General features: G+C 61.6%; 10 protein-coding genes and 2 pseudogenes. 7 read left to right on the top strand and 5 right to left on the bottom strand.

Translation table 11 applies throughout. From position 1 onward, the window contains the following. Positions 1-26: 26 nt before the first annotated feature. Positions 27-164 (bottom strand): annotated as a pseudogene (locus KW839_RS27515) (cation transporter); the annotation flags it as partial. Positions 165-247: 83 nt separating this feature from the next. Next, positions 248-733 (bottom strand): DUF6130 family protein, encoded by a 486-nt coding sequence (locus tag KW839_RS03020; RefSeq protein ID WP_218423360.1) that lies wholly within the window; start codon positions 731-733, stop codon positions 248-250. Between the two features lie 440 nt (positions 734-1173). On the opposite strand from KW839_RS03020, the gene KW839_RS03015 reads away from it, so the two are divergent. From KW839_RS03015 to KW839_RS02990, 6 genes and pseudogenes are all read left to right on the top strand, one after another. Further along, the gene (locus KW839_RS03015; RefSeq protein WP_060543774.1) at positions 1174-2535 is read left to right on the top strand and encodes an MATE family efflux transporter; all 1362 of its coding nucleotides are present in this window, start codon (positions 1174-1176) and stop codon (positions 2533-2535) included. A gap of 89 nt (positions 2536-2624) precedes the next feature. Next, a pseudogene (locus KW839_RS03010) lies at positions 2625-2828 on the top strand (phosphoribosyltransferase); the annotation flags it as partial. A 225-nt stretch (positions 2829-3053) separates the two neighbouring features. After that, entirely contained in the window at positions 3054-3623 is a 570-nt protein-coding gene (locus tag KW839_RS03005) for a YceI family protein (RefSeq protein ID WP_060543772.1), read from the top strand. A gap of 141 nt (positions 3624-3764) precedes the next feature. Then, positions 3765-4274, top strand: coding sequence for a sigma-70 family RNA polymerase sigma factor (locus KW839_RS03000; protein ID WP_060543771.1), 510 nt, complete (start codon positions 3765-3767; stop codon positions 4272-4274). A gap of 3 nt (positions 4275-4277) precedes the next feature. After that, complete coding sequence (locus KW839_RS02995; RefSeq protein ID WP_218423359.1) at positions 4278-5231, top strand: FecR domain-containing protein; 954 nt, start codon at positions 4278-4280, stop codon at positions 5229-5231. Positions 5232-5346: 115 nt separating this feature from the next. Beyond that, positions 5347-7833 (top strand): TonB-dependent siderophore receptor, encoded by a 2487-nt coding sequence (locus KW839_RS02990; RefSeq protein WP_218423358.1) that lies wholly within the window; start codon positions 5347-5349, stop codon positions 7831-7833. Between the two features lie 1161 nt (positions 7834-8994). Here the strand turns inward: KW839_RS02990 and paoC are convergent. From paoC to paoA, 3 genes are read right to left on the bottom strand one after another with little or no spacing between them, the layout of a single operon-like run. After that, positions 8995-11193: an aldehyde oxidoreductase molybdenum-binding subunit PaoC gene (gene paoC / locus KW839_RS02985; protein WP_218423357.1), complete on the bottom strand. Its 2199-nt coding sequence runs from the start codon at positions 11191-11193 to the stop codon at positions 8995-8997. Beyond that, on the bottom strand, positions 11190-12146 hold the full coding sequence (locus KW839_RS02980; RefSeq protein WP_218423356.1) for a xanthine dehydrogenase family protein subunit M: 957 nt from the start codon (positions 12144-12146) through the stop codon (positions 11190-11192). The genes paoC and KW839_RS02980 overlap by 4 nt, the downstream gene beginning before the upstream one ends. After that, the gene (gene paoA, locus KW839_RS02975) at positions 12143-12784 is read right to left on the bottom strand and encodes an aldehyde dehydrogenase iron-sulfur subunit PaoA (protein WP_060543767.1); all 642 of its coding nucleotides are present in this window, start codon (positions 12782-12784) and stop codon (positions 12143-12145) included. The genes KW839_RS02980 and paoA overlap by 4 nt, the downstream gene beginning before the upstream one ends. A gap of 198 nt (positions 12785-12982) precedes the next feature. Here paoA and KW839_RS02970 point away from each other — a divergent pair, with 198 nt between their 5' ends. Continuing rightward, positions 12983-13705 (top strand): GNAT family N-acetyltransferase, encoded by a 723-nt coding sequence (locus KW839_RS02970; protein WP_218423355.1) that lies wholly within the window; start codon positions 12983-12985, stop codon positions 13703-13705. The last annotated feature ends 67 nt before the right edge of the window (positions 13706-13772 follow it).

Below are 13772 nucleotides of genomic sequence, written 5' to 3'. Positions count from 1 at the left end.
GGAGACAATAGTGGGGAGGCGCTGAATCAGACAGGTCGAAACTCGACCGTCAGATGGCTGACTTCGTGAACCGGCTTGAGTCGTTCACGAATGTTATCGGCGTTCGCTGTGGCCTCACCAAGGACGCTGACGATGGCCGCATGGGCTTGCGGTCCAACCCGCCAGAATCGGCGGACGGAGGGATTATCCACGCGCCCTTATCGGAAAAATAGATCCGTCCCCTTTTCGCTTTCTTTTTGCTTTTCGTTCATGGTTTTAGCGTGTGCCCAACGTCCATTTGGGGTGCATCCGATGATTTCTTCTCGGGAACTATGAAACTCACTGTGGTGCTGGTGAGAATGTGGTGGGTCGGGTCGGCCACTTCCAATAGTACCCTGTGAGTTCCGGGAGTCAGTCCCACCAGGATAATCGGGTCTTCGCTGGAATGCGCCCATGTACCTTTCCAGTCATCGACGGTCACGTGGAGGTGGCCCAGACGTGGTGAAACGTCGCCAGCGGCTTTGCCAAACACCGGCATGATCCTGGCGTGCTCTGTCCGAAACTGAATGATGACAACACCGCGGGCGAGCGGCTCGGCAAGCGGCGCAAAGGCAATGAGTTTTACCGGCTTCTCGGATTCCAACGGGAGTATGGCCGGTGGGTGATCGGTACCTGCTTCTCCATGACCGAATGCTGCAATGCAAAAAAAGCCCGCCGATGCGAAGACAAACAGATTTCTGATAGCGAGGGACATGGCGTTTTTCTCCCATGTGATCTTACTTAAGGCTAGATTAATTCGACCGGTTGTCTATGGCGTAGAGTAGTGGCGCATCGGTTCCTTCGTGGCCGAAAAGGCATGAAATTTATGTCGCAGTACAAATGGGCGAAGTGAGGCGTTCCGAGTTTTATCCAGGACCTGTAACGATAAAATCTCAGGTATTTAACATGCCTTCGACTTTACGTTTGACTTCACATGTCGGAGATCCGCGAAACGCTGGTTTTATTGGGCTCAAGGCGGCTGATTGACGTTTTCACATGAATGGTCTGTACAACTATTCTCGAAAATTCAAGTGGTCAGTTTGTGCTCCTGTATTAAAGATGCGGCACCCCAGCGCATATATGTTGCCCCACGCTCATATCTCACCGAAGCTATCCTCCATCAGCCCGCCCGCCGTCGAGATGGACCTCCAGTCAATGCAAACCCCCAGCCAATCCCAACGCCCGCTCTGGAAAACCTACTTGTTTTTCCTCGCCCCGATGGTGCTGTCGAACTTCCTGCAATCGATGTCCGGCACGGTCAACAGCATCTACATCGGCCAGATGCTCGGCACTCAGGCGCTGGCGGCGGTGTCGGGGATGTTCCCCATCGTGTTTTTCTTCATCGCCCTGGTCATCGGCCTCGGCGCTGGCGCCGGGGTGTTGATCGGGCAGGCCTGGGGTGCACGAGAAATGCACATGGTGAAGGCGATTGCCGGGTCGACCTTGTTACTGGGGTTGTTGATCGGGTTGCTGGCGGCGGTGTTGGGCAGTGTGTTTGCGCGGTCGGCGTTGGTGGGGTTGGGGACGCCGGCGGATGTGCTGGATGATGCGGTGGCATATGCCCATGTGATGTTGTGGATCATGCCCTCGCTGTTGGTGTTCGTGTTGTTCACCCAGTTGCTGCGCGGGGTCAGTGATACCTTGTCGCCGTTGTTGGCGCTGGTGGTGTCGACCTGTGTCGGGCTGGCGCTGACGCCGGCGTTGATTCGCGGGTGGCTGGGGTTGCCGCCGATGGGGATTCAGAGTGCGGCGTTCGCCGGGTTGGCGGGGAATCTGGTGGCGATGGGGTTGCTCGCCTGGCGGTTGCTCGGCAAGGGCCATCCGCTGGCGCCGGACCGGGAGTTTTTTGCTGCGATGAAGCTGGACATGGCGATTCTCGGCAAGGTGCTGCGTATTGGTTTGCCGACGGGTTTGCAGATGGTGGTGTTGTCGCTGTCGGAGCTGGTGATTCTGGCGCTGGTGAACCAGCACGGTTCCCAGGCGACGGCGGCGTACGGGGCGGTGACGCAGATCGTCAATTACGTGCAGTTTCCGGCGCTGTCGATTGCGATCACTGCGTCTATCCTCGGAGCGCAGGCGATCGGGGCAGGGCGGGTCGAGCGCATGGGGCCGATTTTGCGCACGGGTTTGATGATCAACCTGTGCCTGACCGGCAGCCTGGTGCTGTTGGGGTATTTGCTGTCGCCGTGGTTGCTGGCCTCGTTCCTCACCGAAGAGTCGACGCTGACCCTGGCCGAACACCTGTTGCACATCATGCTCTGGAGCCTTTTGGTGTTCGGCTTCCAGGCGATCATCGGCGGCATCATGCGCGCCAGCGGCACGGTGATGGTGCCGGTGGCGATTTCGATTGTCTGTGTGGTCGGGGTGCAGGTGCCGGCGGCCTATCTGCTGGACTCGATGTTCGGGCTGCCCGGGGTGTGGATGGCGTTTCCGGTGGCGTACCTGGGGATGCTGCTGTTGCAGACGCTGTATTACCGGTTGGTCTGGCGGCATCAGAAGATTGAGCGGTTGATCTAGGCGGCCAGGGCGCTTGCTGCCAGTGAGCGTCGGACCGACAATTTGGGGGTGGTGAACCGACAGGCGCGTGCGCCTGGGGAGGCCTACCAATGATTTCCTCATCACAGACCCTTTTGCAGGACCGCGCTGCAGCCGGTCGGCGGCTGGTGGAGTATTTGCACCACTATGCGCGTCGTCCCGACGTCATCATTCTTGCCTTGCCCCGGGGCGGGGTGCCGGTGGCTTATGAAGTGGCCATGGCCCTGGAGGTTCGCCTCGACCTGATGCTGGTGCGCAAACTCGGCGTTCCATCATTCCCGTGTGGGAGCTGGCTTGCCGGCGATGGCGGAGTGCCGGTCGCCATGGATGTTGGATGTGAGGACACCATCGCTGGCAAGCCAGCAACACGGGAGGATGGGCGATGGTCGTAATGCTGTACCAGGGGTGGAAGGAACGGCGGATGTTTGCTTTAGTCCACTGAGGCCAGTCTCGCTGTACAACGCCTCAACTCATGACGGGAGCCCCGCCCGGAGAGTTCGATGAATCCTCGATTGCCGTATTTCGTCGCCTTGGCCGGCGTTTTCGCGCTGGGCCTTGTGCCGTGCGCCGGGGCCGTCGAGTACACCTCGGTGAACACCACCGCCAGCACCATCAGTTTTACCTACCATCAGATGGGGTCGAAAAATTACGGCACCTTCAACAAGTTTGAGGCGAAGCTGGTTTTCGATACGCAAAACCCCGAGGCGGCCCTTGCCGCGATGACCATTGACTTGAAGAGCATCGACGCCGGCGACAGTGATGCCAATGTCGAGTTGCAAAAGACCGCGTGGTTCGACACTGAAAACTTTCCGGTGGCGACCTTTGAGTCGACGGCGGTCAAGGATCTCGGTGACAGCCGCTATGTGTTCACCGGCAATCTCAGCCTCAGGGGGCTGACCCGGGAGGTGAGTGTGCCGGTGCTGCTGAAGGCGGAGAATGCCGTGGGTATCTTCGATGGCGAACTGACGCTCAATCGCAATGACTTCAAGGTGGGCGAGGGGGAATGGGCGGACAGTATGGTGTCCAACGAGATCAATATTCGGTTTCGGATGGTAGCGCCGCAGCGTTGAGACGCACCCGGAACCCTTCACCGGGCGATCACCGTTATGTGAGCCACCCAGCCCCAACTAATGCGCACGGTCTTGCCAAAATGTATCGGCTTCGACGAAAATGAGAGTCATTATCAAATAACTCTTGTGTCGGGTCGTTCCATGTCCTCTGCTGATCTGTCGTTGCAACACGCCGTGCATTCGCTTTACGAGGACCATCACCGCTGGTTGTGCGGCTGGCTGCGCCAACGCCTCGGTTGCGTCGAGCATGCGGCGGACCTGGCCCAGGACACCTTCATTCGCGTGCTCACCCAGCGCAAGACCCTCGAACTGCGCGAGCCCCGCGCCTACCTGAGCACCATTGCCCGTAGCCTGATGATCGACATGTTCCGCCGTCGGGCGCTGGAGCAGGCCTGGCTGGAAACCCTGGCCGCCACCCCTGAACCGGTGGCGGTGTCGCCGGAAACCCGTGAATTGGTGATCGAGACCCTGATGGAAATCGACCGGTTGCTCGATGGCCTGGGTGAGCGCACCCGCGAGATTTTCCTGCTGGCGCAGCTCGATGGTCTCAGCTATGTCGAGATCGGCCGGCGCTTGAAAGTCTCGGTCACCACTGTGAAAAAGCATGCGGTGCGCGCCCTGACACACTGCCTGTTGCTGATCGAGGACTGAGCCATGGTGCGCCCGCAACCGTTGGATCACGCCACCCTCGAAGCCGCCGCACGCTGGTATGTCGACCTGCGCGACGAGGCGCCGGACGAGGCCGTCCGCGAGGCCCATCGGCGCTGGCTGGAGCGTGATCCACGGCATCTGCAGGCCTGGGAACGCCTGGCGCGCCTGCAAGACAAACTCGGCCAGATCACCCCCGGCATGGCCCGGCCGACCTTGGCCAGCGCCAGGGCCAAACGCCGGGACGTACTCAAGGTACTGTCGATTTTGCTGATGGCGAGCGGGGCGGGTGCAGTGGCCTGGAACACCACGGCGCTGCCGACCCTGATGGCCGATCAGCGTACCGGGACGGGCGAGCGCCGCCGTGTACGCCTGGGCGATGGCAGCCAATTGCAACTCAACACCGCGACGGCCGTGGACATCCGCTACAGCGCAAACCTGCGCGAAGTGCGTTTGCTCAAGGGTGAAATCCTCATTGAAACGGCCCGTGATGCGCTGGCGCGGCCTTTCGTTGTTCACACGGGGGAAGGCAGCATCCGCGCCCTGGGCACGCGGTTCAATGTGCGCAGTGAAGCGGGGCGCACGCTTGTCAGCGTGCAGGAGCATGCCGTGGAGGTGCGCGCGCTCAGCTTGTCAGGTCCGGTGGTGCGGGTCGACGCCGGGCAGCAGGTGAGCTTTCGCCAGGACAGCATCGAGTCCGTGCAGCAGGCCAATGCACAGGCCGATGCATGGACTCGCGGCATGCTGGTGGCCAACGACTGGCGGCTGGCCGATTTCATCAGGGAGTTGCAGCGTTATCGTCCGGGGCACCTGGGGTGTGATCCGGCGGTCGCGGCGCTGCGTATCTCCGGGGCGTTTCATCTGGGCGATACCGACACGGTGCTGGACAACCTGACGTCCACCTTGCCCGTGCGCATTCGCCGATTCAGTCGCTATTGGGCCACGGTAGAACCGGTTTGAGTATGCAGACAGAAATATTTCGCGAAGGGGTTGTTGATTTTGATTCTCGTTCGACTTTGTAGGTAGAGGCGCAACAGACGCCGCCATTGACTGCCAACGGGCGAAAGGAAACTGCATGACCCCTCGCAATCCCCACCTGCACATTTGTTCTACCCAGCCAGCCATCAAGTCTTTGAACCGCGCAGTGCAGGCTGCAGTGTTGGGGATGGCGCTGGCCGTTCCACTGGGGATGGCGGTGCTGGCGCAACCGGCCTGGGCGCAAACCGATGTCCAGGCACAGTTCAACATTGCGGCCGGTCCGCTGGATTCGGCGCTGACCCAATTTGCCGCCACAGCCGGTGTCACCGTTTCATTCGACCCGGCCCATGCCACTGGCCAGAGGACTGCTGGCTTGCAGGGCCGCTACCCGGTTGATGCCGGGTTGTGGCAGTTGCTGGTCGGGACCAGGCTGGAAGCGGTGCGTCACGACAATGGCAGCTATTCGCTGCTGCCAATGGTGGCCAGCGGTGAAGCGCTGCAACTGGGCGCTACCAGCATTTCCGGCGTGGTCACTGAGTCGGCCTATGGCCCGGTCGACGGCTACGTCGCCACCCGCAGCGCCACCGCTACCAAGACTGACACGCCGATCCTGGAGATCCCGCAGACCATCAACGTGGTCACTGCCGATCAGGTGGAAGCCCAGGGCGCCCGCAACCTGACCCAGGCCCTGCGCTATACACCGGGGGTGAACACCGGCGGATTCACCGATCGCAATTCGATCGCCGATGAAATCACCAGCCGTGGTTTCGCCCCGACGCCGCTGTATCTGGACGGCGCGTATATCCCCTATGCCGGCAGCCTGGGTGGCGCGCCGCAAATCGATCCATACACCCTGGAACGCATTGAAGTGCTCAAGGGCCCGTCGTCGGTTCTGTATGGGCAAAACCAGCCCGGCGGCCTGATCAACATGGTGTCCAAGCGGCCTACGACCGAGCAGCAAAACCAGGTCAAACTGGGCGCGGGCAGTTACCACCGGGTCAACGGTGCCTTCGACACCAGCGGCCCGCTCGACGAGCAGAAGCAGTTCAGCTATCGCCTGGTGGGTGTCGCGGACAAAGGCAACGAACAGGTCGACCACAACAACAGCCAGCGCATGCTGCTGGCGCCAAGCCTGACCTGGGCGATCAACGACGCCACGTCTCTGACCTTGCTGGCCCAGGCCCAGCGCGATGAGGGCGTGCCGGATTATCAATCGCTGCCGCGGATCGGCTCCTTGGATCGCGGCCCGAATGGCGAGCGAATCAACCGCCACTTTTTCTCCGGCGACACCAACTTCAACGACTACAAACGCGATCAGTACGTCTTTGGCTACGACTTCAGCCACGACTTCAGCGAAGACCTCAGGTACCGCTCAACCGCGCGCTACACCGACGTGCGCGACCGCTACAAAGGCTTCTACCTGCGCAGCTTCGTCACCGAGGCGGGGGTGACCGATTTCACCCGCGCCAACCGTGCCAAGGTCGACTGGCGCCAGCACAACATCGCCTACACCATCGATAACAACCTGGAATACAAATTCAACACCGGCGCCTTGGAGCACACCACCCTGGCGGGCGTGGACTACCGCCATTTCTCCCGCAAGTACGACGGTTACAACGCCAACAACGTGTTGCCGGTCGATCTGTATGGCAAGAACAACTACGACACCAGCAGCGTGACGCCGACGCTCACCACGCAATGGGACAACACCCTGCGCCAGACCGGCGTGTACCTGCAGGACCAGATCAAGCTGGACCGGTGGATCCTGACCATCGGTGGTCGCCAGGACTGGGCGGAAGTCGACAACAAGGATCTGCTGGCCTCTACCCGCGAAGACAAGCGCGACAATAAGTTCACTGCACGGGTGGGCCTGACCTACGTCACCGATTTCGGCCTGGCGCCCTATGTCAGCTATTCCGAGTCCTTCCTGCCGACCATGGGCACTGCGGCTCCCCAGCGTGGTGGCAAGGCGTTCGAGCCGACCGAGGGTGAGCAATACGAAGTGGGGGTGAAGTACCAGCCGTTCGAGAAGACCCTGATTACCGCTTCGGTCTATCAGATCAAACAGAAAAACGTGCTGACCGGCGACGACGACTATCCGGAGTTCATGTCCCAGGCCGGCGAAATGCGCTCGCGCGGCGTCGAACTGGAAGTCAAATCGAGCATCGACAACGTCGACGTACTGGCTGCTGCCAGCTACATGGATTCGTTCTACACCAAGGATACCTGGGGCAATCAGGACAATCGCAACGAAGCCCAGTCGCCGGTAGCGGCGGCACTATGGGTGGACTATCACTTTACCCAGGCCAGCCTCAACGGCCTGACCTTCGGTGCCGGAGCCCGCTACACCGGGCGCAAGCCGGGTGATGCGGCCAACTCGTTCGACGTGCCGTCCTACGTTGTCTACGACGCCACCGTCAGCTACGACATGGGCAAGCTCGACCCGAGCCTGCGCGGCCTGCAGAGTCGTCTGAACGTGCAGAACATCTTCGACCGCGAGTATGTGTCGGACTGCAACTATTCGTTTGGCTGCTACTACGGACAGGAGCGGGTGGCGTCGGTCGAGATGACTTACGACTGGTAAAGTTCGGCGTCGTCGCGGCGCACGCCATCGCGAGCAGGCTCGCTCCTACAGTGAATCTGCAGTGCGCACGAAATCTTTGTACGGCCACAGATCCCTTGTGGGAGCTGGCCTGTCGGCGATGGCGGTGTGTCAGTCGCCCTTGATGCTGGATTCGCCGGCCTAATCGCCAGCAGGCTAGCTCCCACAGTTTGATCTTCAGTGAACACTAAATTAACGGCTTGCAACCATCCCCTGTGGGAGCTGGCCTGCCGGCGATGGCGGTGTGTCAGTCGCCATTGATGCTGGATGTGCCGGCCTAATCGCCAGCAGGCTAGCTCCCACAGTTTGATCTTCAGTGAACACTAAATTAACGGTCTGCAACCATCCCCTGTGGGAGCTGGCCTGTCGTCGATGGCGGTGTGTCAGTCGCCCTTGATGCTGGATTTGCCGGCCTAATCGCCAGCAGGCTAGCTCCCACAGTTTGATCTTCAGTGAACACTAAATTAACGGTCTGCAACCATCCCCTGTGGGAGCTGGCCTGTCGGCGATGGCGGTGTGTCAGTCGCCCTTGATGCTGGATGTGCCGGCCTAATCGCCAGCAGGCTAGCTCCCACAGTTTGATTTTCAGTGAACACTAAATTAACGGCCTGCAACCATCCCCTGTGGGAGCTGGCCTGCCGGCGATGGCGGTGTGTCAGTCGCCCTTGATGCTGGATGTGCCGGCCTAATCGCCAGCAGGCTAGCTCCCACAGTTTGATCTTCAGTGAACACTAAATTAATGGCCTGCAACCATCCCCTGTGGGAGCTGGCCTGCCGGCGATGGCGGCGTGTCAGTCGCCCTTGATGCTGGATGTGCCGGCCTAATCGCCAGCAGGCTAGCTCCCACAGTTTGATCTTCAGTGAACACTAAATTAATGACCTGCAACCATCCCTTGTGGGAGCTGGCCTGCCGGCGATGGCGGTGTGTCGGTCGCCCTTGATGCTGGATGTGCCGGCCTCATCGCGAGCATGCTCGCTCCTACAGTGAATCTGCAGTGCACACGAAATCTGTGAACGGCCACAAATCCCTTGTGGGAGCTGGCCTGCCGGCGATGGCGGTGTGTCAGTCGCCCTTGATGCTGGATTTCCCGGCCTCATCGCGAGCAGGCTCGCTCCTACAGTGAATCTGCAGTGCACACGAAATCAAATCATCTGCGGCAACTTGTCGAGCATCTTGTCGAGGGTGATGGGGTAGTCGCGCACGCGAATGCCCGTGGCGTTGTAGATGGCATTGGCGATCGCCGCGCTGACCCCGCAGATGCCCAGTTCGCCGACACCCTTGGCTTTCATCGGCGATGAGACGGGGTCGGCTTCATCGAGGAAAATCACTTCCTGGTGCGGGATGTCCGCATGCACCGGCACCTCATAGCCGGCCAGGTCGTGATTGACGAAATAGCCCAGGCGCTTGTCCACCGCCAACTCCTCCATCAGCGCGGCACCAACGCCCATGGTCATTGCGCCGATCACCTGGCTGCGCGCCGAGGTCGGGTTGATGATGCGACCGGCTGAACACACGGCGAGCATCCGGCGCACGCGGGTTTCACCGGTCGCGCTGTCTACCGCGACTTCGACAAAGTGTGCGCCGAAGGTCGACTGCTGGTACTTCTTGCTCAGTTCGGCGAACTCGATGGAATCCTCGGCGACCAGTTCACCGGCCTGGGCGGCATTGCGCAGGGGTATGCGTTTATCGCCTGAATGCACTTCGCCGTCGGCGAAAACGGCATCCCCCAGGGGCACGCCGAGTCGTTGCGCAACCGCCTCGCGCAATTTGACGCAGGCGGCATAGACGCCTGCCGTCGAGCAATTACCGCCGAACTGGCCGCCCGAGCCAGCCGATACGGGATAGCTGGAATCCCCCAGGCGCACCACCACATTGTCCAGCGTGACGCCCATCATTTCTGCGGCGGTCTGGGCGATGATGGTGTAGCTGCCGGTGCCGATATCGGTCATGTCGGTTTCCACGGTGACGATGCCTTGCTCGTTGAGCCGTACCCGGGCGCCCGATTTCACCGTCAGATTGTTGCGAAAGGCCACCGCCATGCCCATGCCGATCAACCAGCGGCCTTCTCGCCGGGTCCCTGGCTGCTCGTTACGACGATCCCAGCCGAAATGCTCGACGCCGGTGCGCAGGCACTCGATCAAGCGCCGCTGGGAAAAGGATCGCTGCGGATTGACCGGATCGACCTGGGTGTCGTTGCGCAGGCGAAACTCGACCGGGTCGAGCTGCAGTTTTTCCGCCATCTCGTCCATGGCGATTTCCAGCGCCATCATTCCCGGGGTCTCGCCCGGTGCGCGCATGGCGTTGCCCTCCGGCAGGTCGAGGGTCGACAGGCGCATGGTCACCCGACGGTTTTCCCCGGCGTACAGCAGTTTGCTTGGCTGCGCGGCCAGTTCGAGCTTGCCGCCGGGCAGGTCGCCGGACCAGCCTTCATGGGCGATGGCCGTGATCTTGCCGTCCGCGGTGGCGCCGATGCGGATACGCTGGATAGTGGCCGGGCGGTGCGTGCAGTTGTTGAAGATCAGCGGCCGCGCCAGCGCGACTTTCACCGGCCTGCGGGCCATGCGCGCACCGAGGGCGGCGAGCAGGGCATCGCTGCGGATGAACAGCTTGCCGCCAAATCCGCCGCCAATGTACGGGGAGATCAGTCGCACATTTTCCTTCGGCACACCGAGGGTGGTCGCCAGATCGGTGACTGACCAATCGATCATCTGATTGGAGGTCCACAGGGTCAGTTTGTCGCCCTCCCAGGCGGCCATTGAGGCCATGGGTTCCATCATCGCGTGGGCCTGATCGGGCGTGGTGTAGGTCGAGTCCAGCTGCACCGGTGCGGCGGCGAAGGCCGCTTCGAAATCGCCGTGCAGGGTGTCGGCCATCTGCTCTTTGGACTCCACGCCGGACTCGTGGCTGGCGGCGAGGTCGAACACACCCTCGGCGCGTTCGTAGCGAACCTCGACCAGCTGCGCGGCGGCCTGCGCCTGCTCCAACGTTTGCGCCACCACCAGCGCGACGGCCTGGTGGTAATGCTGGACGTCGGGGCCGGCGAGCAGTTTCGCGGTGTTGTATTTGCCTTTGCCGAGCTTGCCGGCGTTGGCGGCGGTAACAATGGCAAGCACCCCCGGAGCGGCCTCGGCAGCGCTCAGGTCCATCGCGCTGATACGGCCCTTGGCGATGGCCGAGCCGATCACCACGCCATAGGCCTGATTGGCCACGGCGTGGTGATGCTCGTAGGCATAGGGCGCCTGGCCGGTGGTCTTGAGTGGCCCTTCGATGCGCGTGGTGGCTTTGCCGACGACTTTCATCTGGTCGATGGGGTTGGTGCCGGCCGGAGTGTCGAATTTCATGCCTGTTCCCTCGCCTGGGCCATGACCGCCGCGAGCGTGCGCTCGACCAGGGTGATTTTGAAGGCGTTGTCATCGGTGGGGGTGGCCCCGGCGAGCAACTGTTCGGTCACGGCCTTGGCGCCCTTGGACATGGCGGCTTTGGCGCTTTCCAGGCGCCAGGGTTTGGGTGCGACGCCGCCGAGGGCGACACGACCGCTGCCGTCCTTTTGAAGGATCGCGGCGACCGAGATCAGGGCGAATGCGTAGGAGGAGCGGTCGCGCACCTTCTGGTAAATGTGCGTGCCGCCCACCGGCGCCGGCAAGGTGACCGCGGTGATCAACTCGTTGGGGGCCAGGGTGGTTTCAATATTGGGGGTGGTGCCGGGCAATCGATGCAGGTCGGCGAGGGCGATCACCCGGGTCGAACCGTCGGGCTTGACCGTTTCCACCTGCGCATCGAGGGCGCGCATCGCCACCGCCATGTCGCTGGGGTGGGTGGCGATGCAGGCGTCGCTGACGCCGATGATCCCCAACTGCCGATTGAAGCCGGCAATGGCTGCGCAACCACTGCCCGGCTGGCGCTTGTTGCAGGCCTGGTTGGTGTCGTAGAAATACGGGCAGCGCGTGCGTTGCAGCAGGTTGCCGGCGGTGGTGGCGACATTGCGCAACTGTCCGGAAGCGCCGGCTAGCAGGGCTCGGGCGAGCAGACCCCAGTCTTTGCGGATGCGCGGGTGGGCGGCGAGGTCGGTGTTGCGTACCAGGGCGCCGATACGTAAACCACCATCGGCCGCGTCTTCGATCCGGTCCAGCCCGACGTCGTTGACGTCGATCAAGTACGCCGGCGTCTCGATTTCCAGTTTCATCAAGTCCAGCAAGTTGCTGCCACCGGCAATGAACCTCGACCCGCTGGTTTGTGCAGCCAGGGCCGCCGCTTCGGCGGGGGATTGCGCGCGCAGGTAGGTGAAAGGTCTCATGCGCTGGCCTCCGCGACTTCGCTGATCGCCTCGATGATGTTGGAGTAAGCGCCGCAACGGCAGATGTTGCCGCTCATGCGCTCCTGGATTTCCCCGGCAATCAGCTGAGGTGCTTCAGTCAGGCTGGGGCTGGCGTGGCTGGGAATGCCATCGCGAATCTCCTTGAGCACCGCGACGGCCGAACAGATCTGCCCCGGGGTGCAGTAACCGCACTGGTAGCCGTCGTGCTTGATGAACGCTGCCTGCATCGGGTGCAGGTTGTCCGGGGTGCCCAGGCCTTCGATGGTGGTGATCTGCGAACCCTGGTGCATGACCGCCAGGGTCAGGCAGGAATTGATCCGCCGGCCATTGGCGATCACCGTGCATGCACCGCATTGACCGTGGTCGCAACCTTTCTTGGTGCCCGTCAGTTGCAGGTTTTCGCGCAGGGCATCGAGCAGGGTGGTGCGGGTGTCGAGGTCCAGTTCGCGCTGCTCGCCGTTCACCTGGATCGACACTTTAGCCTTGACCGGCTGCGAGGCGTTGACGGCGCTGGCCTGCGCGCAGATAAACGGCGGCAGGACGACGCTGGCCGCTGTCACTACGCCCACGATCAGCAAATTGCGTCGGGTAATCGGCAGCAGGTTGCGGTTGTCCATGGTTCGATTCCTGTGTTTAGCGGCGAACGCAGCCCATGGCTGCGCGTGAAAGCCCTCATCTCTGGAGTGACCTGTGGAGGTGGGGAAAAGTTTTTGCCGTTTTCGGGCATACAGTTATGCGTGTGGCTCATGAATCCACAGCGCCATCAGGGCGGGTTATGATAGGCAGCCTCGCCACCCCCGGAGTTCAGCCCTTCAATGCCCCGCATCAGCCATTTCAAGTCGCCGTGCCCCGAGCACGTCAACAGCCAGATCCTGCAGATGGTCGTCGACAACCTGACCGACATCAGCATGGTCGCCATCGCGCCGAGCAACCTGCTGTACAACCTGTATCAGTACGCCATCGGCTATGAAGTGCACCTGTATCTGCAAGCTTTGAACGGTGAGAAGGGCATTGCCGTGGAGTTGATCGTCGCCACCGACGAAGACGATCCGGAACAGGTCATCGGCTTTTTGCTGTACCTGCCGGTCAAGGACGATGCCGATGCCTGCGGCGTGGCGTACATGGCGGTGCATGCCGAGCATCGGCGCCAGGGTGTGGCGCGGCGGATGCTGCGCGAGATGGTTGGTCGCTACCCCCACGCGGAGCTGACTTGTGCCGTGGCCAAGGTGCCTTATTTCGAGGCGATGGGCTTTGAGGTGGTGGGTGCGCGCGCGCCCCAGGTATTGATGAATACTCGCGATCACAGCACCGATGGCTTGATGGCGCTGCTCGATGTAGCGCCGATCTACAGTTCGCTGGAGGTGCGGCAGATTCATGCCTACCTGCTGCAAAAGCACGGCAAGCGGGCGATGGCCGATGCGGAGAAACAGCGCGACCGGCATCTGGATCAGTTGACGCGCAAGGCCGTCGAGTTCGTGCGAGAGCGCTTGGGAGATGATGCCGTGCCGGCTGCGGGGCCTCGACTGCGTCTGGTCTGACCCCATTTACATCAACACCACATCCCCCTTGTGGGAGCGGGCTTGCTCGCGAAAGCGGTGTATCAGT

It is taken from the genome of Pseudomonas sp. PDM31, assembly GCF_019218965.1.
In the GTDB taxonomy this organism is placed as follows: Bacteria; Pseudomonadota; Gammaproteobacteria; order Pseudomonadales; family Pseudomonadaceae; genus Aquipseudomonas.
This window is presented reverse-complemented; position numbering and strand designations above follow the sequence as displayed.